The organism is Streptococcus oralis (assembly GCF_016127915.1).
Taxonomy (GTDB): Bacteria; Bacillota; Bacilli; order Lactobacillales; family Streptococcaceae; genus Streptococcus; species Streptococcus oralis_BO.
Genome location: NZ_CP066059.1, coordinates 1740719 through 1760311 on the forward strand (window position 1 = coordinate 1740719; position 19593 = coordinate 1760311).

Below are 19593 nucleotides of genomic sequence, written 5' to 3' on the forward strand. Positions count from 1 at the left end.
AATACGCTATAATGAAGTGTTGAAAGGAAATACAAAATGAAACAAGATCGATTTCCATTGGTGTCAGATGATGAGATCATGCTGACCAAAATGCCAGTCATGGACTTGTACGATGAGTCAGACTTTATTAGCAATATCAAAGGTGATTACCGCGATAAGAACTATTTGGAATGGTCTCCTATCAATGAGGAAGAAACCGTAGTTTCTCCAGTGGTTAATAAGGAGTCAAAGCCAAGTCCAGAACCTAAAAAAGTTGAAAAAACCTATGCTGAATTGGCTCGAGAAGAGGCGCGTGCGGACTTGAAGAAGAAACGTTCAGCCAAGTATTTGACTCAGGATGTTAGTCATACTAGACGACACAATGGTTCAACACTTGTTCGTCAAGGAAACCAACCAACAGCACCATTTCAAAAGGAAAATCCAGGTGAGTTTGCCAAATTTAGTAAAAACTTGAGCCAGTCTCACTATATCTTAGCTGAGGAGGTTGGTCAAGTGGCGAATCCAACTCCGAAAAACCAAATGGAAAAAGCTAAAAAGAACAACTACGATTTTCTAAAGAAGAGTCAAATCTATAATAAAAAGAATAAGCAAACAGAACAGGAACGTCAGGTTGCCCAAGAGTTGAATCTGACAAGAATTACTGAGTAGGGGAGAAAAGCATGTCAAAAACATATCATTTTATTGGAATCAAGGGATCAGGGATGAGTGCCCTAGCTTTGATGTTGCACCAAATGGGACACAAGGTTCAAGGTTCAGACGTTGAAAAATACTACTTTACTCAACGTGGGCTAGAGCAGGCAGGAATTGCGATTCTTCCTTTTGATGAAAAGAACCTACAAGGTGATGTGGAGATTATCGCGGGGAATGCCTTCCGTCCAGATAACAACGTTGAAATCGCCTATGCAGATCAAAATGGTATCAGCTACAAACGTTACCATGAATTCCTAGGTAGCTTTATGCGCGACTTTGTCAGCATGGGAGTGGCAGGAGCTCATGGCAAAACTTCAACAACCGGTATGTTGTCACACGTCTTGTCTCACATCACAGATACCAGTTTCTTGATTGGTGACGGAACGGGTCGTGGTTCAGCCAATGCCAAATATTTTGTCTTTGAATCAGACGAATATGAGCGCCATTTCATGCCTTACCATCCAGAATACTCTATCATCACCAACATTGACTTTGACCATCCAGACTACTTTACAAGTCTAGAGGACGTTTTCAATGCCTTTAACGACTATGCCAAACAAATTACCAAAGGTTTGTTTGTATACGGTGAGGATGCTGAGTTGCGTAAGATCACTGCCAATGCGCCAATCTATTACTATGGGTTTGAAGCTGAGGGCAATGACTTTGTAGCTAGTGATCTTCTTCGTTCTACGACTGGTTCAACATTCACCGTTCACTTCCGTGGACAAGAGTTGGGTCAATTCCACATTCCAACCTTTGGTCGTCACAATATTATGAATGCGACAGCTGTTATTGGTCTTCTTTACACAGCTGGATTTGATTTGAACTTGGTCCGTGAACACTTGAAAACTTTTGCAGGTGTTAAGCGTCGTTTCACTGAAAAAATAGTCAATGATACAGTGATTATTGATGACTTTGCCCACCATCCAACAGAAATCATTGCAACCTTGGATGCGGCTCGTCAAAAATATCCAAGCAAGGAAATCGTAGCAATCTTCCAACCGCATACCTTTACAAGAACCATTGCCTTGTTGGACGAATTTGCCCATGCTTTGAACCAAGCGGATGCGGTTTACCTAGCACAAATTTATGGATCAGCTCGTGAAGTGGACCATGGTGATGTCAAAGTAGAAGACTTAGCCAATAAAATCAACAAGAAACACCAGGTTATCACTGTTGAGAATGTATCTCCACTCCTAGACCATGACAATGCTGTTTACGTCTTTATGGGTGCTGGAGACATCCAAACCTATGAATATTCATTTGAACGTCTCTTGTCTAACTTGACAAGCAACGTCCAATAAGGAAAACAGATGGAAATTCCAATTACTATAAGGCAAGCTACCTTATCAGATTTAGAAGAAATGTTGGCGATTGAAGAAGCCAATCCTTCGTTAGAAGAGGCACTTAGCCGTCAATCCTTAGAAGAGAGTATCCGCAAGACTGCGGGTACCTTTCTTGTAGCTGGGGATGAAAATCGGCTCCTAGGCTATGTTTTAGGAGAAGCTGAGTCTATTCATTCCAAATGGATAGAAATAAAATCCTTGACCATTCATCCTGACCATTGGGGACAGGGGCTGGGAACTCTTCTTCTTGCAGCCTTGAAACAGGTGACAGTCGAACTAGATTATCAAGGTATTCTTTTGCAGAGTCCTGATGAACTACTATCTTATTTTGAAATGAATGGTTTTGTTGAAGAAGAAGAAGTGACAGAGAATCATTATGGCAGTAGTTCTGAATGGTATCTGACTTGGGTCAATCCTTTTTATCAGGAGGAAATATGAAAATCAGACAAGCAAGATTTTCGGATTTAGATCGGATTATAGAGATAGAACTAGAGAATTTTTCCCTTGAAGAAGCCATTCCTCGTTCGGTCTTTGAGGCGCATTTGCGGGAAATTCAGACCAGTTTTCTCGTAGCTGAAAAAGAGGGGCGTATTCTTGGTTATATCGAAGGTCCAGTCGTCCCACACCGCTATCTAGATGATCAGTCCTTTACAGAAAAAATAAAAGACTATAGCCATCAACCTGGAGGTTATATTTCTGTGACTTGCCTATCGATTGCCAAGGAAGCACAAGCTTTGGGGGTAGGGAAAAGACTATTAAAGGCTCTGAAAGAAGTCGCTTTAGAACATGAACGAGAGGGCATTAACCTGACGTGTCATGATTACCTTATCTCCTATTACGAAAAGCACGGCTTTGTTAATGAGGGAATATCCCAGTCAAGCTTTGCTGGGGAAACATGGTATGATATGGTCTGGCAGCCTGAAAATAAAGAAAACAGCTAGGGAATGCCCTAGTTGGTTGCTTTTCTGAGACTTTTAAGATATAATATTATGGATTGTCAACAAGGAGGTAATGCTTTTGACTGAAAAATCAAGAGAAGAAGAAAAATTAAGCTTTAAAGAGCAAATTCTACGTGATTTAGAAAGAGTAAAAGAACAAGATAGAAGAGAGAAAGAAGTAGAGATTCTAAATCTGACGGCTTCATCATCCCAAGCTAGTTCAGCAACTCCTTCAGATCTTGAACCAGAAACGTCAACAGAAGAGTTGATGGCTGATTCCCTATCTGTTGTCGATAAAATCCTAAAGAATGCACCAAGTGTTCCTCCACTTTCAAGTGCTAGAACTGATGAAATGGATGAACAAGAAGAGAAAGAGATTAGACAGCCAATCATCGACAAGATTGAGGTTGTAGAATCTGAAGAACCTCTAGTAGAGCCGATTCATCTGGCTGAAGAACCTGTAGTGGAACCTGTTCAGCCTAAGGTAGAACCAGTTGAGCTTAAACCCGAAGAAAAAGATTTTAACGATACTCCGACTAAGGTTGCCGTAACCTATAAAACAGAAGACAAGAAAGAGGAAATCACCCCAGGGATGCCTGAAAGAGTTGAGCCTGTTTCTACAGAATCTAGCAGTGGATTAGCTGATGCTCCGCGTCGTAGTCGTCGTCAAGGTGCAACACCAACTAAGAAAAAGAAAAAATCAAAAGCTAAAGGTTGCCTAGTAACAGTTCTAGTTCTCCTAGTACTCGTTGCAGTTGGTGGTTACTTTGGTTATGGTTACGTTCAAGATTCCTTGAAACCTGTGGACGCGAGCTCTAAGGACTACGTAACGGTTCAAATCCCAGACGGTGCAAATGTTCAAGAAATTGGAAGCACCTTGGAAAAATCTGGTTTGGTTAAACATGGACTTATCTTTAGTCTTTATGCTAAATATTATAGCCATGCTAACTTGAAGTCAGGTTATTACAACTTGAAGAAGAGTATGAGTACGGATGAGTTGATTCAAGAATTAGAAAAAGGTGGGACTCCTGAAGCTCAGGCACCTGTTCTTGCAAACTTGACAATTCCAGAAGGCTATACATTAGAGCAAATCGCTCAAACAGTAGGACAACTTCAAGGTGAATTTAAAGAACCTCTTACTGCGGATGCTTTCTTGGCAAAAGCTCAAGATGAGACCTTTATCTCACAATTAGTAGCCAAGTATCCAAACCTACTTGGAAGTCTTCCAACAAAAGACAGTGGCGTTCGTTATCGTCTTGAAGGTTACCTTTTCCCAGCAACCTATACGATCAAAGACGATACAACTGTTGAAAGTTTGATTGATGAGATGGTGGCTGCTATGGATAAGGCTATGTCACCATATTACGCTACGATCAAAGAAAAGAATCTGACAGTTAATGAATTGCTCAGCATTGCTTCTCTTGTCGAAAAAGAAGGTGCTAAGACCGAAGACCGCAAGAAAATCGCAGGTGTCTTCTATAACCGCTTGAATGTTGGTATGCCACTTCAAAGTAATATCGCTATCCTATATGCTCAAGGAAAACTTGGTCAAAAGATTAGTTTAGCAGATGACGCTGGAATTGATACAACGATTGATTCACCATACAATGTTTATACACACCTTGGCCTCATGCCTGGACCGGTTGATAGCCCAAGTTTGGATGCGATTGAAGCAAGTGTAAACCAAACAAAGAGTGAGTACTTGTACTTTGTAGCCAATGTTGAAGACGGTAAAGTATACTTTGCGACAACAAAAGAAGAACATGATCAAAACGTTGCAGAGCATATCAATAGTAAGTTACCTCAAGCAAGTAGTTCAAACTAAAATTATGTGGTTTTCCACATAATTTTGTTTTAAAAAAGTAAATAGAATAGAAAGTTAAAAAAATGGCAGAAAAAACTTACCCAATGACCCTTGAAGAAAAGGAAAAACTAGAAAAAGAATTAGAGGAGTTGAAACTCGTCCGTCGTCCCGAAGTCGTAGAGCGTATCAAGATTGCTCGTTCCTATGGAGACCTTTCAGAAAATAGTGAGTATGAAGCAGCGAAAGATGAACAAGCTTTTGTTGAAGGACAAATTTCAAGTCTAGAAACAAAAATTCGTTATGCTGAAATTGTTAATAGCGATGCAGTTGCCCAAGATGAGGTAGCAATCGGTAAAACAGTAACAATCCAAGAAGTCGGTGAAGACGAAGAAGAGGTCTACATCATCGTCGGTTCTGCAGGTGCAGATGCTTTTGCTGGTAAAGTATCAAATGAAAGTCCGATTGGCCGTGCTCTAATTGGCAAGAAGACTGGCGATACTGCAACGATTGAAACACCAGTTGGTAGCTATGATGTCAAAATCTTAAAGGTTGAAAAAACAGCCTAAATAGGATGAAAAAGGAGTAGTGAAGGCCTTGCCTTGCTCAACTCCTTTTTGGTTTTTTGGATAAAAAGGAGACTATATGAGTGAAAATAAGAAGAAAAACAAAATGGAGCGTGGTTTAACCAATCGCCATGTGCAGGTGATGGCTATTGCGGGAACAATCGGAACAGGACTTTTCTTAGGTGCTGGTCGCTCTATCAGCCTTACAGGACCTTCTATCATCCTGATTTATATGATTACAGGAGCCTTTATGTTTTTGATGATGAGGGCTGTTGGGGAGATGCTGTATCAGGATCCAGAACAACATACCTTTATCAACTTTATCACCCGTCATTTGGGGAAAGGTTGGGGATATTTCTCAGTTTGGTCTTATTGGTTGTCAGTTGTCTTTATCGGTATGGCAGAAATCACTGCCATCTCAGATTATGTTCGCTTCTGGTTTCCCACCTGGCCTAGCTGGATGATTCAACTTGTCTTTTTAACGATTTTGGCTTTGGTCAATCTGATTGCGGTTAAGCTCTTTGGAGAAGTCGAGTTTTGGTTTGCTATGGTCAAGATTGTGGCGATTTTAGCCATGATTGCCACTGGGGTCTTTATGGTTTTGACAGGCTTTAAGACACCGCACGGTGTTGCAAGTTTGGCAAATATCAGCGACCAGTTCTCTCTTTTCCCAAACGGAGTTATGAACTTTGTCATGGCCTTTCAAATGGTATTTTTTGCCTATCTGATGATTGAGTTTATCGGGGTGACAACTTCAGAAACAAAGAACCCTCGTCAGGTACTTCCTAAAGCTGTTAAGGAAATTCCTCTCAGAATTATCTTCTTCTATGGGGGAGCTCTCATTGCGATTATGGCCATTATTCCTTGGTCTTATCTTAATTCTTCAGATTCTCCATTTGTAACGGTTTTTGAACTGGCAGGGATCAAGTGGGCAGCGGCTCTAATCAACTTTGTTGTCTTGACCTCAGCGGCGTCTGCGCTTAACTCAACTCTCTACTCAACAGGGAGACACTTATATCAGATTGCCCATGATTCGCCCAATCGTTTCTTAAAGGCCATCAAGGTCGATACCCTTTCTCGCCACAATGTTCCACAAAATGCCATCATCGCCTCAGCAATTTTGATTGCTCTGGCTGCCTTTATCAATGTGTTGCCAGGTGTTTCAGATGCCTTTGCTTTGATTACAGCATCTTCATCAGGTGTTTACATCGCGATTTATATCTTGATCATGGTGGCCCATCTCAAATACCGCAAGTCACAAGACTTCATGGCTGATGGCTACCTCATGCCTCAGTATCGCTTGCTTAATCCCCTAACCATTCTCTTTTTCGTCTTTGTTTTTGCGACTCTCTTTTTGCAAGAGTCTACCTTTATGGGGGCAGTTGGTTCTGCCATCTGGATCCTTGTTTTTGGGATTTATAGCCAGTGGAAATTTAGAAAATAACTCATGGACTCATCAACTCTGCTTGGTGAGTTTTTTCTAGTTTGACAGTCCATCTAAATAAGACTATAATCAAGCTGTAGCAGTTTATTAGGAGGTTTGGATGCACGTTAGATTGGAAAATAAGGAATCTCATAAAGCGCAGGAAATAGGGGACTTGATTCGTGCTTATAATCGTTCTAAAAGAGAAGAGGCTGAAAGCGAGCCACTGAACCTTTATGTCGAAGACGAAAAGGGCAATCTCATGGCAGGCTTAGTAGCAGAGACTTTCGGAAATTGGTTGGAAATCGAGTATTTGTTTGTGAAAGAGGAATTGAGGGGACAAGGAATTGGTTCAAAACTATTGCAGCGAGCTGAAAATGAAGCCAAGAATCGAAACTGTCGTTTTTCTTTCGTGAATACTTACCAGTTTCAAGCACCAGATTTTTATAAAAGGCATGGCTACAAGGAAGTCTTTGCCTTGCAAGACTACCCCTATACAGGGCAAAGATTTTATTACCAAAAGGATTTGTAAGCTATTACTCTGCGAAAATCAAATAGGAAATCTTCACATCACTATGGAGGTAGGTTAATGGATATCATACTAGATATGGGCAACGTCTTATTAGAATGGAACAAGGATAAGATTTTACAAGGCGTTTCGGATACGAAGGAAGAATATTTGGTTTTAGATAAAGCCATTTTTCAGTCGGGACTTTGGGAAAGATTAGATCTTGGGACCATGACGAGAGAAGAGTTGGTGTTTAAAGTTGTGTCGATGATTGGAAGTACCTATCAAAAGAAAGTCGAAGAAGTTATCTGGAACTGGCTTAGCTACATTGATATTTATAGGGAAGTCTTTCCTGTTTTGTCAGAACTAAAGAAAAAGGGACATCGCATCTTTGTCTTGTCCAATACCTCAAAGGTATTTTATGACTTGCTGGAAGAGCAACTATCTCCCTTAAAAGAACTTTTAGATGGTTTTGTCCTATCCTGTGATATAAAAGCTATAAAGCCTGATTTGGCAATGTTTAAGGGGATTCTCGATAAATACCAGCTAGATCCTACAAATTGTGTCTTTCTAGACGATATTGAGGACAATACAATCGCAGCTCAGAAATTGGGCATCAAGGGCTGTCAGGTCAAGAAAAGAAGTGATGTCGTCGATATTTTGAAATCCTATATTTGAACTCAACACTCTCTACTTTTGTGGTAGAGAGTTTTCTTGTTAATAAAATCTTACAAAATGACATTTATATATTGCATTAAGTTGGATATATGGTATAATGTTTTTAAAAGAAGCGCAACTTTTTAAAATTTTGAAGGAGGATGCTAGTGGCTAAAAATTTAAAATTAAAATTAGCTCGGGTAGAGCGTGATTTAACACAAGGGGAATTGGCAGAAGCTGTAGGTGTTACTAGGCAGACTATAGGCTTGATTGAAGCTGGGAAATACAATCCCAGTCTCTCCCTCTGCCAGTCCATTTGCAGATGTTTAGGCAAAACTTTAGACCAACTATTTTGGGAGGAAGAAGATGAAAAATAGATTTTTTTATTATCAATTATTAGACGAAAGAGAAGAACAACTGATTAACAAAGCTGGTGCAGAGTCTTTTTATATGTTTATCGGGCTCATTCTGCTAAGCTATCTGGTGGCAGTATTAGCACCTGCTCTTTTTAATCCTGATATTCTTCTGGTTACCCTTCTTTTAGGAATTTTCTTCTTTTTCAATCGTGCACGACAACTTGGAGTGACCTACTATAGTCGTTTTCATTTTACGATTGTAGGGTGTTTGCTGGTAACTCTTGCTATTACGACTCTCTTGATGTTACAGAATTATCAATTCAATATCGAAATTTATCAGTACAATCCTTTGAACGTTAAATACTTGTCTGCTTGGGTTATTACTTATCTGATTTACCTGCCTTGGGTTTTTATCGGCAATCTCGGCCTTAAAAGTTATGGTGAATGGGCTCAAAAAAAGTTTGAGCGAGATATGGATGAACTGGAGAGTGGAGAATAGCTTGTTATCTTTTTATCAATCTCGGTAAAATGTGTTATAATAGTACTAATTTATTGGATGGTGTGAAAGTGGTAGAATACGTTCATACCTTTGTAAAAAAGGAAGAAGGAAAACAGATGTATCCAGATGATAGTTTGACATTGCACACGGACTTGTACCAGATCAATATGATGCAAGTTTACTTTGACCAAGGAATTCACAATAAAAAGGCGGTCTTTGAAGTTTATTTCCGCCAGCAACCTTTTCAGAACGGTTATGCAGTTTTCGCTGGCTTGGAAAGAATTGTACATTATCTTAAAGACTTACGCTTTTCTGATAGCGATATTGCCTACTTGGAGTCGCTTGGCTATCATGGGGCGTTCTTAGACTACCTCCGCAATTTCAAGTTGGAGTTGACGGTTCGTTCTGCTCAGGAAGGGGACTTAGTCTTTGCCAATGAACCGATTGTACAGGTGGAAGGTCCTCTAGCCCAATGTCAATTAGTCGAAACGGCTCTCTTAAACATCGTTAACTTTCAAACCTTGATAGCGACTAAGGCAGCACGTATTCGTTCGGTTATCGAAGATGAACCTTTGATGGAGTTCGGGACACGTCGTGCGCAAGAAATGGATGCGGCTATCTGGGGAACACGCGCAGCCGTGATTGGTGGCGCTAATGGAACCAGCAACGTGCGTGCTGGTAAACTCTTTGACATTCCTGTCTTAGGAACCCACGCTCATGCCTTGGTACAGGTTTATGGAAACGACTATGAAGCCTTCAAGGCCTATGCGGCGACCCATCGTGATTGTGTCTTTCTTGTGGATACCTATGACACCCTTCGCATCGGCGTGCCAGCTGCTATTCAGGTGGCGCGTGAGCTAGGTGACCAGATTAACTTTATGGGTGTACGGATTGACTCTGGGGATATTGCCTACATTTCCAAGAAAGTCCGTCAGCAATTGGACGAGGCTGGCTTTACAGAGGCTAAGATTTATGCTTCTAATGACCTTGATGAAAATACTATTCTCAACCTCAAGATGCAAAAGGCTAAGATTGATGTATGGGGTGTGGGAACCAAGCTGATTACAGCTTATGATCAACCAGCTCTTGGGGCAGTTTATAAGATTGTTGCGATTGAAGATGAGAATGGTCAGATGCGCAATACTATCAAACTGTCTAATAATGCTGAAAAAGTGTCAACGCCAGGTAAGAAGCAGGTGTGGCGCATTACCAGCCGTGAAAAAGGCAAGTCAGAAGGTGACTACATTACTTATGATGGTGTGGATGTGAGTGACATGACAGAAATCAAGATGTTCCATCCGACCTATACCTACATCAAAAAGACCGTTCGTAATTTTGATGCCGTTCCTCTCTTGGTAGATATTTTTAAAGAAGGAACATTAGTTTACAACCTGCCTAGTTTGACTGAGATTCAGTCCTATGCTCGCAAAGAATTTGACAAACTTTGGGATGAGTACAAACGCGTGCTCAATCCGCAGCACTATCCAGTGGACTTGGCGCGTGATATTTGGCAAGATAAGATGGATTTGATTGATAAGATGCGCAAGGAAGCTCTTGGTGAAGGAGAAGAAGAATGAGTTTGCAAGAGACTATTATCCAGCAACTAGGTGTCAAGCCAGTGATTGACGCTCAGGAAGAAATTCGTCGTTCGATTGATTTCTTAAAGAGATACTTGAAAAAACACCCCTTCCTTAAAACCTTTGTACTAGGGATTTCTGGAGGACAAGACTCAACCTTGGCAGGGCGCTTAGCACAATTAGCTATGGAAGAAATGCGAGCAGAGACAGGAGATGACAGCTACCAATTTATCGCTGTCCGTCTGCCATACGGAGTGCAAGCTGATGAAGCAGATGCTCAAAAAGCCCTCGCTTTCATCCAGCCAGATGTCAGCTTGGTTGTGAATATCAAGGAATCAGCTGATGCTATGACAGCTGCAGTCGAAGCGACAGGAAGTCCTGTTTCAGACTTTAACAAAGGCAATATTAAAGCTCGTAGTCGTATGATTGCCCAATACGCCCTTGCGGGTGCCCATAGCGGAGCTGTCATTGGAACAGACCATGCTGCGGAAAATATCACAGGCTTTTTTACTAAGTTTGGTGACGGTGGTGCAGATATTCTCCCTCTTTATCGCCTCAATAAACGTCAAGGAAAACAACTCTTGAAGGAACTAGGTGCAGACCCAGCACTTTATGAAAAAATCCCAACAGCAGACCTAGAAGAAGACAAACCTGGACTTGCTGACGAAGTAGCCCTCGGAGTCACTTACAATGAAATTGATGACTACCTCGAAGGCAAGGCAATCAGCCCAGAAGCCCAAGAAACTATCGAAAATTGGTGGCACAAAGGCCAACACAAACGCCACCTACCAATCACCGTATTTGACGACTTTTGGGAGTAAAAAGGTCCAGTGGACCTTTTTACCCTGAGCCTAGAAATGAGAAAGCGAGCTAGCATCATGAAATCTATTGGTACGCAAATGTTACAGACAGAACGTTTAATCTTGAGAAGATTTGTGGAGAGTGATGCGGAAGCCATGTTTCAAAATTGGGCTTCATCTGCTGAGAATCTGACCTATGTCACTTGGAATCCTCATCCTGATGTTGTGGTGACTCGGAACTCGATTCGAAATTGGGTTGCTTCTTATGCCAATCCCAACTATTACAAATGGGCCATTTGTCTCAAAGAAAACCTAGAGCATGTGATAGGAGATATCAGCATCGTTGAAATGCATGAGATTGACTCTAGTTGTGAAATTGGCTATATTTTAGGAAAAAATTATTGGGGTCGTGGTATGATGACGGAGGCCTTGAAAGCTGTGTTAGACTTCTGTTTTACTCAAGCAGGTTTTCAAAAAGTCAGAGCTCGTTACGCCAGTCTCAACCCAGCTTCAGGCCGTGTCATGGAGAAGGCTGGAATGTCCTATCTAAAAACTATTACCAATGGTGTGGAGAGAAAAGATTACGTTGCGGACCTTATTTATTACCAGATAAGCAGGGAAGAAAGGTGATCTTCTTTTCTGTTTCTATCAAAGCCAGACCTTGTCTGGCTTTTTTTGTGCAAGATTTCTGAATAAACTGATTAAATTCCTATTTTTCCCTATCATTGTCCCTGTTTTTTCTGAAGTTTTGGGGTTATAATAGTCCTATCAAATCAAAGAACGGAGGAAGGCAATGGACAATGTAATCTTTTTTATCAGTGTTTTTCTTACTGGAATTCTTTCCTTCTTTTCTCCTTGTATTTTACCCTTGTTACCTGTCTATGCGGGGGTCTTACTTGATGACAAAGATGGTGCTCAGGTTTCTAGCGGAAAATTTTCAATCTCAGTTGTTAGTTTATTGCGAACTATGGCCTTTATAGCGGGGATTTCCTTTGTTTTTATCTTACTGGGTTATGGAGCTGGTTTTTTAGGCAATTTGCTGTATGCTTCTTGGTTTCAGTATGTGACGGGTGCGATTATCATTCTCTTGGGCTTGCACCAGATGGATGTTTTACATTTGCAGGGACTCTACAAGGAAAGAAGGCTACAATTAAAGAGACAAGGGCAAAAGGGTCAGGACTATAGTCAGGCATTTTTACTGGGGTTAACCTTTAGTTTTGCTTGGACGCCGTGTGTAGGGCCGGTTCTGGGCTCTGTTTTAGCCTTGGCGGCTTCAGGTGGTTCAGGAGCTTGGCAGGGAGCCGGTCTCATGTTGGTCTATACGCTAGGTTTGGCGCTACCATTTTTGGTTCTAGCTCTTGCCTCCAGCTATGTTTTGAAACATTTCCGAAAACTCCATCCCTACCTCGGGACCCTCAAAAAAGTGGGTGGTTTCCTCATTATCGTGATGGGAATTTTGGTGCTTTTGGGGAATGCTTCCATTTTGACTACATTATTTGAATAGAGAGGAAAAAGAAATGAAAAAATGGCAAACATGTCTCCTTGGAGTAGGCTCAATCTGTTGCTTGGCAGCCTGTTCGGCTAAAAATATGGCAGACGAGTCTACTATGAAGGAGCAAACCAAAACAGAACAAGTTAGTTCACAAACTGCCACTAAAGGTCAGGAAGTCGCTGATTTTGAACTGACAGGTGTAGATGGCAAGACCTATCGTTTGTTTGATTACAAGGGCAAGAAAGTCTATCTCAAATTCTGGGCTTCTTGGTGTTCCATCTGTCTAGCCAGTCTTCCAGATACCGATGAAATCGCTAAGGATGCTGGTGATGACTATGTGGTCTTGACAGTGGTCTCTCCTGGTCACAAGGGGGAGCAAGCTGAAGCGGACTTTAAGAATTGGTACAAGGGATTGGATTATAAAAATTTTCCAGTTTTAATTGATCCATCAGGTAAACTCTTGGAAAGTTATGGTGTCCGTTCTTACCCCACCCAAGCCTTTATAGACAAGGAAGGCAAGCTGGTCAAAACGCAACCAGGTTTTATGGATAAGGATATGATTTTAAAAGAATTGAAAGAAATGGGGTAGAGAAAGGCTATGAATGATAAAGTAAAACTTTTTGTCTTGGTAGGGGTCATTCTCCTAGCCATAACCGGTTTTTATTTTCTATTGACGCGAAATGCAGGGCAGACAGATAGCTCGCAAATTGAGAAAGCATCCGTTAGCCAAGGAGGAAAAACAGTGAAAAAAACAGAAGTGAGTAAAGACGCAGACTTGCACGAAATTTATCTAGCTGGGGGATGTTTCTGGGGAGTGGAGGAATACTTCTCACGCGTGCCTGGAGTGACAGATGCCGTTTCTGGCTATGCAAACGGTAGAGGGGAAACAACCAAGTACGAATTGATCAATCAAACTGGACATGCAGAGACTGTTCATGTCACTTACGACGCCAATCAAATTTCCCTCAAAGAAATTCTTCTTCATTACTTCCGCATTATCAATCCAACCAGCAAAAATAAACAAGGAAATGATGTGGGGACCCAGTATCGTACCGGCGTTTATTATACAGATGACAAGGATTTGGAGGTGATCAACCAAGTCTTTGATGAGGTAGCTAAGAAATACGACCAACCTTTGGCAGTTGAAAAGGAAAACTTGAAGAATTTTGTGGTGGCGGAGGATTATCACCAAGACTACCTAAAGAAAAATCCAAATGGCTACTGCCATATCAATGTCAATCAGGCTGCCTATCCCGTCATTGATGCCAGCAAATATCCTAAACCAAGCGATGAAGAATTGAAAAAGACCTTGTCACCTGAGGAGTATGCAGTTACCCAGAAAAATCAAACAGAACGAGCTTTTTCAAACCGTTACTGGGATAAATTTGAATCTGGTATCTATGTGGATGTGGCAACTGGCGAACCCCTCTTTTCATCAAAGGACAAGTTTGAGTCTGGTTGTGGCTGGCCTAGTTTCACCCAACCAATCAGCCCAGATGTTGCTACCTACAAGGAAGATAAGTCCTACAATATGACGCGTATGGAAGTGAGAAGCCGAGTTGGAGATTCTCACCTTGGCCATGTCTTTACAGATGGGCCTCAGGACAAGGGTGGCTTGCGCTACTGTATCAATAGTCTCTCTATCCGCTTTATTCCCAAAGACCAAATGGCAGAAAAAGGCTATGCTTATTTACTAGATTATGTTGATTAAGAGGGCTTTCCTAAGCAGTTAGAGGAGAATTTTGCTATACTGATACTAGTAAGTGACAAAGGAGCAGAGCATGACCTACACAATCTTAATCGTAGAAGATGAGTATCTGGTAAGACAAGGATTGACCAAGCTGGTTAATGTAGCGGCCTACGATATGGAAATCATCGGTCAGGCTGAAAATGGAAGGCAGGCTTGGGACTTAATTCAAAAGCAGGTGCCAGATATCATTTTAACCGATATCAACATGCCTCAGCTAAATGGCATCCAGTTGGCCAGTCTGGTACGAGAAACCTATCCCCAGGTGCATCTGGTATTTTTGACGGGTTACGATGATTTTGATTATGCCTTGTCTGCTGTCAAACTCGGTGTAGATGATTACCTGCTCAAACCCTTTTCGCGTCAGGATATTGAGGAAATGTTGGGGAAAATCAAGCAAAAACTAGACAAGGAAGAAAAAGAAGAGCAGTTACAAGATTTACTGACCGATAAGTTTGAGGGAAACCTGGCTCAGAAGATTCAGTCTCATCTGGCTGACAGTCAGTTTAGTTTAAAGTCTTTGGCCAGTGACTTGGGCTTTAGTCCGACTTATCTGAGCTCCTTGATTAAGAAAGAGTTGGGTCTGCCTTTTCAGGATTACCTGGTGAGAGAACGTGTCAAACAAGCCAAGCTCTTGCTTCTGACCACAGATTTAAAGATTTATGAGATCGCAGAGAAGGTTGGTTTTGAAGATATGAACTACTTTACCCAACGCTTTAAACAGATTGCAGGTGTGACACCTCGTCAGTTTAAGAAGGGAGAAGGCCGATGAAGCGTTCTTCTCTCCTAGTCAGAATGGTTATTTCCATCTTTCTGGTCTTTCTCATTCTCCTAGCTGTGGTTGGGACTTTCTATTATCAATCTAGTTCATCAGCCATTGAGGCCACTATTGAGGGCAATAGCCAAACGACCATTAGCCAAACTAGTCACTTTATTCAGTCTTATATCAAAAAATTAGAAACCACCTCGACCAGTTTGACCCAGCAGAAGGATGTCTTAGCCTATGGTGAGAATCCTAACCAAGTCCAAGCCAAGGGAATCCGAGATCTGTTTTTGACGATCTTAAAGGCAGACCAGGACTTGAAAACGGTGGTACTGGTCACCAAATCCGGTCAGGTCATTTCTACAGATGACAGTGTGCAGATGAAAACTTCCTCAGATATGATGGCTGAGGATTGGTACCAAAAGGCCATTCATCAGGGAGCTAAGCCAGTTTTAACCCCAGCTCGTAAATCAGATAGTCAGTGGGTTATTTCTGTCACTCAGGAACTTGTTGATGCAAAGGGAGCCAATCTTGGTGTGCTTCGTTTAGATATTTCCTACGAAACTCTGGAAGCCTATCTCAACCAACTTCAGTTGGGCCAGCAGGGCTTTGCCTTTATCATCAATGAAAACCATGAATTTGTCTACCATCCTAAACGTACTGTCTATAGCTCAGCGAGCGAAATGGAGGCCATGAAACCCTATATTGAGACAGGACAGGGCTATACGCTGGATCATCAATCCTACGTCAGTCAGGAACAGATTGCAGGGACTGATTGGACGGTTATAGGCGTGTCTTCGCTGGAGAAGTTAGACCAGGTTCGGAGTCAGCTCTTGTGGACCTTGCTTGCTGCTAGTGCCTTATCTCTTCTTGCCTGTCTCTGCTTGGTGTGGTTCAGTCTCAAACGCTGGATTGCCCCTTTGAAGGACCTAAGAGAAACCATGCTGGAAATTGCTTCTGGTACACAAAATTTTCGTGCTAAGGAAACTGGTGCCTATGAACTGAGAGAAGTGACTCGCCAGTTCAATGCCATGCTGGATCAGATTGATCAGCTGATGGCAGATGTGCGCAGGCAGGAAGAAGCGACCCGGCAGTATGAACTTCAAGCCTTGTCAAGCCAGATTAACCCCCATTTCCTCTACAATACTTTGGATACTATCATCTGGATGGCTGAATTTCAGGATAGTCAGCGAGTGGTTCAGGTGACCAAGTCTTTGGCAACCTATTTCCGCTTGGCGCTCAATCAAGGAAAGGATTTGATTTCTCTTTCTGATGAAATCAATCATGTCCGCCAGTATCTCTTTATTCAGAAACAACGCTATGGTGATAAGCTGGAGTATGAGATTGATGAAGATCCTGCTTTTGGTAACCTAGTCTTGCCCAAGCTGGTGTTACAACCTCTTGTAGAAAATGCTCTTTACCATGGCATTAAGGAGAAGGAAGGTCAGGGCCATATTAAAGTCTCTGTTCAGAAAAATGATACAGGGCTTGTCATCCGCATTGAGGATGATGGTGTTGGTTTCCAAGCTGCTGGCGATAGTAGTCAAAGTCAGCTCAAACGTGGGGGAGTTGGCCTTCAAAATGTCGACCAACGACTCAAACTTCATTTTGGAGACAATTACCAGATGAAGATCAATTCTGTACCCTCAAAAGGGACGATAGTTGAAATATACATCAATAAAATTGAAACAAGTTAACTCCCAGTTCATTCTGGGAGTTTTACTTTTAAAATTCAGAATGATTAGTTGGCCTTGATAAAATCAGTAAAAAAAGATATGATAGATAATGACAAAAGAGGTATCAAGTATGAAGGAAAAAGACATTCAAAGAGCAACAAGCCAGATTGTAGAAGATGTATTAGAAAAGGCCAATTTAAAGCAAGGAGCTATCTTTGTTTTGGGCCTTTCTTCTAGTGAGGTGATAGGTGGTCAGATTGGCAAGGAATCCAGTCAAGAAATTGGGGAAATCATTGTGAAAACCATTCTAGCTATCCTAGAGGATAAAGGAATTCATCTAGCTGTTCAAGGTTGTGAACATGTCAATCGAGCTCTCGTTGTTGAACGTCAGGTGGCAGAGCAGTTTGGTTTGGAGATTGTTAGTGTCCTTCCTACACTTCATGCAGGAGGTTCGGGTCAGTTGGCAGCCTTCAAGTTTATGCAGGATCCTGTTGAGGTTGAATTTATCAAGGCCCATGCTGGATTGGATATCGGAGATACTGCAATCGGCATGCATGTCAAGCATGTTCAGGTTCCGATTCGCCCTCTTTTGAGAGAGATTGGGCACGCCCACGTAACGGCTCTAGCTAGTCGTCCCAAACTAATCGGAGGTGCGCGTGCGCAGTATCCACAAGATTCTATCAGAAAGTCATAAAATCATTCGATAGTAACAGAAGAAAAGCAAAAGACAGAGGAAACAACGGTATAGATACCATGACTTCCTCTGTTCTTTTTTGTTGTATTTTTGTGTAAAGTGCTCCAAATAAGAGCAGTTTTTACAAGAAGAAGGGGTGCTATCTGATGGAGAATTGCCAAAAGTAGAAAAAAGCAACTTAGAGAAGATTTTCCGTTATAGAAATCAGTAAACAAAGCTGGATTTAGCTGTTCTAGGTCGACTTTTTTGTGCTATACTTAAGATATGCATAGAAAAACAGTGATTGATTTTAGGGCTTTGGGGGAGAGATACACCTTTACCCAGCCGATCAAAGAGTTAAAAACGAGAGACTTATCAGAAGTAGCGGACCTGCTGGCACAGGTGGAAAGCTACCAAGAACAAGGCTATTATGTGGCGGGCTACGTCAGTTACGAGGCTGCACCTGCTTTTGAGGAGAAACTAGCAGTTCATAAAGCTCCTTTACTGGCAGAGTATCTGTTATATTTTACAGTTCATGATAGGGTGGAAACATCTCCTATTCCTCTGACTTATGAGGAAGTAGATCTGCCTTCAAAGTGGCAGGAAGAAACATCTGCAGAGAACTATGAAAAGGCGATTGCCCAGATTCACCATCATTTACGCCAGGGGGATACCTATCAGGTCAACTACACCGTCCAACTCAAGCAAGACCTAAGTGCTAATCCTTTTGCCATTTACAATCGTATGGTGGTAGAACAGGAGGCGGGCTACAATGCCTATGTTGAACATGATGAGATGGCAGTGATTTCCATGAGCCCAGAGCTTTTTTTTGAGCAAAATGACCGAGAATTAACGACTCGGCCAATGAAGGGAACAACTAAACGTGGTCTGACTGACGATGAAGATTTGAAAGAGGCAGCTTGGTTGGAGCAGGATCCCAAAAATCGTTCTGAAAATATGATGATTGTGGACCTCTTGCGCAATGATATGAACCGTATTTCTGAAGTGGGCAGTGAGCATGTGGAGCGTCTGTGCCAAGTGGAGCAGTATTCGACCGTTTGGCAGATGACTTCGACCATCAAGAGTCAGTTGCGAGAGGATGTGGACTTGGTTGCCATTTTTCGCTCTCTCTTTCCTTGTGGATCAATAACGGGAGCTCCGAAAATTGCAACCATGGAAATCATCAAGGACTTGGAGCCACAACCCAGAGGAGTTTACTGTGGAACGATTGGTCTCTTGCTTCCAAATGGGCGACGAATTTTCAATGTCGCCATTCGGACCATTCAACTTCACAAGGGCCAAGCCATTTATGGAGTTGGAGGCGGGATTACTTGGGATAGCACCTGGGAGTCTGAATACCGTGAAGTGCATCAAAAGGCGGCTGTTCTCTATCGTAAACAAGCACGTTTCCAATTGATTACAACTGGGAAAATCAGCCAAAAACAACTGCTTTTTGAAGATCAACATCTGGAAAGACTGACAAAGGCGAGTCGATATTTTGCCTATCCTTTTGATCCAGAAAACCTGAGACAAAAGATAGAGAAAGAGTGCCAAGTTTGTGATGTTAATCAAGACTACCGCTTACGAGTTACCCTCAGCAAATCTGGAGAGATGAAACTAAGTCGCCAAATCTTAACACTCCTCAGTCCAAGTTTCTGCAAAGCCCAACTTTATCAGCAAGAAGCAGATTTAAATCAATCCTTTACTTACTTTAAAACAACTTATAGACCACATTTGAGCGTAGGGGAACAGGAAATCATTTACCATAATGCAGCAGGAGAATTGCTTGAAACCTCTATTGGAAATCTGGTCTTAAAAATTAATGGTAAGCTCTACACATCTCCTATCAGTTTAGGGATTTTGCCAGGAATCTATCGTCAGCATTTGCTAAAAACAGGACAGGTAGAGGAAAAAGTCTTGACTTTGGCAGACTTGAACCAAGCAGAAGCTGTCTATGGCTGTAACGCAGTGAGAGGATTGTATGAGTTGAGGATTGAATCTTAAGTTAGCAAACTTTGGAATAAAGAAAGTGATTAAATGAGAATAAATTCACGCAAACCTTTGCACAAAACAGACGATTT

21 protein-coding genes are annotated in these 19593 nt (G+C 41.8%); all 21 read left to right on the top strand.

Going from position 1 to position 19593, the window contains the following annotated elements; genetic code table 11:
* Positions 1-36 precede the first annotated feature (36 nt).
* A complete protein-coding gene (locus I6H78_RS08535; RefSeq protein WP_125422310.1) occupies positions 37-648 on the top strand; it encodes a cystathionine gamma-synthase in 612 nt (203 codons plus the stop codon).
* 11 nt (positions 649-659) lie between these two features.
* Positions 660-1994, top strand: a complete 1335-nt coding sequence (gene murC / locus I6H78_RS08540) for a UDP-N-acetylmuramate--L-alanine ligase (RefSeq protein WP_000048076.1) — start codon at positions 660-662, stop codon at positions 1992-1994.
* Positions 1995-2003: 9 nt separating this feature from the next.
* Complete coding sequence (locus tag I6H78_RS08545) at positions 2004-2474, top strand: GNAT family N-acetyltransferase (protein ID WP_198459410.1); 471 nt, start codon at positions 2004-2006, stop codon at positions 2472-2474.
* Positions 2471-2977 carry a GNAT family N-acetyltransferase gene (locus tag I6H78_RS08550; RefSeq protein WP_198459411.1) on the top strand — a complete coding sequence of 169 codons (507 nt, stop codon included), beginning with the start codon at positions 2471-2473 and terminating at the stop codon, positions 2975-2977. Before I6H78_RS08545 ends, I6H78_RS08550 begins: the two co-directional genes overlap by 4 nt.
* Positions 2978-3047: 70 nt before the next feature.
* The gene (gene mltG, locus I6H78_RS08555) at positions 3048-4799 is read left to right on the top strand and encodes an endolytic transglycosylase MltG (RefSeq protein WP_198459412.1); all 1752 of its coding nucleotides are present in this window, start codon (positions 3048-3050) and stop codon (positions 4797-4799) included.
* Positions 4800-4861: 62 nt separating this feature from the next.
* Positions 4862-5344 (top strand): transcription elongation factor GreA, encoded by a 483-nt coding sequence (gene greA, locus I6H78_RS08560; RefSeq protein WP_000818765.1) that lies wholly within the window; start codon positions 4862-4864, stop codon positions 5342-5344.
* A 76-nt stretch (positions 5345-5420) separates the two neighbouring features.
* The gene (locus tag I6H78_RS08565; RefSeq protein ID WP_198459413.1) at positions 5421-6785 is read left to right on the top strand and encodes an amino acid permease; all 1365 of its coding nucleotides are present in this window, start codon (positions 5421-5423) and stop codon (positions 6783-6785) included.
* 100 nt (positions 6786-6885) lie between these two features.
* Positions 6886-7296 (top strand): GNAT family N-acetyltransferase, encoded by a 411-nt coding sequence (locus I6H78_RS08570; protein ID WP_198459414.1) that lies wholly within the window; start codon positions 6886-6888, stop codon positions 7294-7296.
* A gap of 57 nt (positions 7297-7353) precedes the next feature.
* A complete protein-coding gene (locus I6H78_RS08575) occupies positions 7354-7950 on the top strand; it encodes an HAD family hydrolase (protein WP_198459415.1) in 597 nt (198 codons plus the stop codon).
* A 146-nt stretch (positions 7951-8096) separates the two neighbouring features.
* On the top strand, positions 8097-8306 hold the full coding sequence (locus tag I6H78_RS08580; RefSeq protein ID WP_162284509.1) for a helix-turn-helix transcriptional regulator: 210 nt from the start codon (positions 8097-8099) through the stop codon (positions 8304-8306).
* A complete protein-coding gene (locus I6H78_RS08585; RefSeq protein ID WP_198459416.1) occupies positions 8296-8784 on the top strand; it encodes a DUF6773 family protein in 489 nt (162 codons plus the stop codon). The genes I6H78_RS08580 and I6H78_RS08585 overlap by 11 nt, the downstream gene beginning before the upstream one ends.
* Positions 8785-8900: 116 nt before the next feature.
* A complete protein-coding gene (locus I6H78_RS08590) occupies positions 8901-10361 on the top strand; it encodes a nicotinate phosphoribosyltransferase (RefSeq protein ID WP_198459417.1) in 1461 nt (486 codons plus the stop codon).
* Complete coding sequence (gene nadE, locus I6H78_RS08595; RefSeq protein WP_198459418.1) at positions 10358-11182, top strand: ammonia-dependent NAD(+) synthetase; 825 nt, start codon at positions 10358-10360, stop codon at positions 11180-11182. Before I6H78_RS08590 ends, nadE begins: the two co-directional genes overlap by 4 nt.
* Before the next feature lie 57 nt (positions 11183-11239).
* Positions 11240-11791: a GNAT family N-acetyltransferase gene (locus tag I6H78_RS08600; protein ID WP_198459419.1), complete on the top strand. Its 552-nt coding sequence runs from the start codon at positions 11240-11242 to the stop codon at positions 11789-11791.
* Between the two features lie 163 nt (positions 11792-11954).
* A complete protein-coding gene (ccdA2, locus tag I6H78_RS08605; protein ID WP_198459420.1) occupies positions 11955-12665 on the top strand; it encodes a thiol-disulfide oxidoreductase-associated membrane protein CcdA2 in 711 nt (236 codons plus the stop codon).
* Between the two features lie 13 nt (positions 12666-12678).
* Positions 12679-13242, top strand: coding sequence for a redoxin family protein (locus I6H78_RS08610; RefSeq protein ID WP_198459421.1), 564 nt, complete (start codon positions 12679-12681; stop codon positions 13240-13242).
* 9 nt (positions 13243-13251) lie between these two features.
* Positions 13252-14364: a peptide-methionine (R)-S-oxide reductase MsrB gene (gene msrB, locus I6H78_RS08615; protein ID WP_198459422.1), complete on the top strand. Its 1113-nt coding sequence runs from the start codon at positions 13252-13254 to the stop codon at positions 14362-14364.
* Between the two features lie 70 nt (positions 14365-14434).
* A complete protein-coding gene (locus I6H78_RS08620; RefSeq protein WP_033584528.1) occupies positions 14435-15172 on the top strand; it encodes a response regulator transcription factor in 738 nt (245 codons plus the stop codon).
* The gene (locus I6H78_RS08625) at positions 15169-16860 is read left to right on the top strand and encodes a cache domain-containing sensor histidine kinase (RefSeq protein WP_198459423.1); all 1692 of its coding nucleotides are present in this window, start codon (positions 15169-15171) and stop codon (positions 16858-16860) included. The genes I6H78_RS08620 and I6H78_RS08625 overlap by 4 nt, the downstream gene beginning before the upstream one ends.
* A 109-nt stretch (positions 16861-16969) precedes the next feature.
* On the top strand, positions 16970-17533 hold the full coding sequence (locus I6H78_RS08630; RefSeq protein WP_198459424.1) for a TIGR01440 family protein: 564 nt from the start codon (positions 16970-16972) through the stop codon (positions 17531-17533).
* Positions 17534-17797: 264 nt separating this feature from the next.
* Positions 17798-19516, top strand: a complete 1719-nt coding sequence (pabB, locus tag I6H78_RS08635; RefSeq protein WP_198459425.1) for an aminodeoxychorismate synthase component I — start codon at positions 17798-17800, stop codon at positions 19514-19516.
* Positions 19517-19593: the final 77 nt, after the last annotated feature.

Bases quoted from the DNA above. Each gene is read 5' to 3' on its own strand.
- I6H78_RS08535 (WP_125422310.1), top strand. From the start codon at position 37: ATGAAACAAGATCGATTTCCATTGGTGTCAGATGATGAGATCATGCTG.
- murC (WP_000048076.1), top strand. From the start codon at position 660: ATGTCAAAAACATATCATTTTATTGGAATCAAGGGATCAGGGATGAGT.
- I6H78_RS08545 (WP_198459410.1), top strand. From the start codon at position 2,004: ATGGAAATTCCAATTACTATAAGGCAAGCTACCTTATCAGATTTAGAA.
- I6H78_RS08550 (WP_198459411.1), top strand. From the start codon at position 2,471: ATGAAAATCAGACAAGCAAGATTTTCGGATTTAGATCGGATTATAGAG.
- mltG (WP_198459412.1), top strand. From the start codon at position 3,048: ATGCTTTTGACTGAAAAATCAAGAGAAGAAGAAAAATTAAGCTTTAAA.
- greA (WP_000818765.1), top strand. From the start codon at position 4,862: ATGGCAGAAAAAACTTACCCAATGACCCTTGAAGAAAAGGAAAAACTA.
- I6H78_RS08565 (WP_198459413.1), top strand. From the start codon at position 5,421: ATGAGTGAAAATAAGAAGAAAAACAAAATGGAGCGTGGTTTAACCAAT.
- I6H78_RS08570 (WP_198459414.1), top strand. From the start codon at position 6,886: ATGCACGTTAGATTGGAAAATAAGGAATCTCATAAAGCGCAGGAAATA.
- I6H78_RS08575 (WP_198459415.1), top strand. From the start codon at position 7,354: ATGGATATCATACTAGATATGGGCAACGTCTTATTAGAATGGAACAAG.
- I6H78_RS08585 (WP_198459416.1), top strand. From the start codon at position 8,296: ATGAAAAATAGATTTTTTTATTATCAATTATTAGACGAAAGAGAAGAA.
- I6H78_RS08590 (WP_198459417.1), top strand. From the start codon at position 8,901: ATGTATCCAGATGATAGTTTGACATTGCACACGGACTTGTACCAGATC.
- nadE (WP_198459418.1), top strand. From the start codon at position 10,358: ATGAGTTTGCAAGAGACTATTATCCAGCAACTAGGTGTCAAGCCAGTG.
- I6H78_RS08600 (WP_198459419.1), top strand. From the start codon at position 11,240: ATGAAATCTATTGGTACGCAAATGTTACAGACAGAACGTTTAATCTTG.
- ccdA2 (WP_198459420.1), top strand. From the start codon at position 11,955: ATGGACAATGTAATCTTTTTTATCAGTGTTTTTCTTACTGGAATTCTT.
- I6H78_RS08610 (WP_198459421.1), top strand. From the start codon at position 12,679: ATGAAAAAATGGCAAACATGTCTCCTTGGAGTAGGCTCAATCTGTTGC.
- msrB (WP_198459422.1), top strand. From the start codon at position 13,252: ATGAATGATAAAGTAAAACTTTTTGTCTTGGTAGGGGTCATTCTCCTA.
- I6H78_RS08620 (WP_033584528.1), top strand. From the start codon at position 14,435: ATGACCTACACAATCTTAATCGTAGAAGATGAGTATCTGGTAAGACAA.
- I6H78_RS08625 (WP_198459423.1), top strand. From the start codon at position 15,169: ATGAAGCGTTCTTCTCTCCTAGTCAGAATGGTTATTTCCATCTTTCTG.
- I6H78_RS08630 (WP_198459424.1), top strand. From the start codon at position 16,970: ATGAAGGAAAAAGACATTCAAAGAGCAACAAGCCAGATTGTAGAAGAT.
- pabB (WP_198459425.1), top strand. From the start codon at position 17,798: ATGCATAGAAAAACAGTGATTGATTTTAGGGCTTTGGGGGAGAGATAC.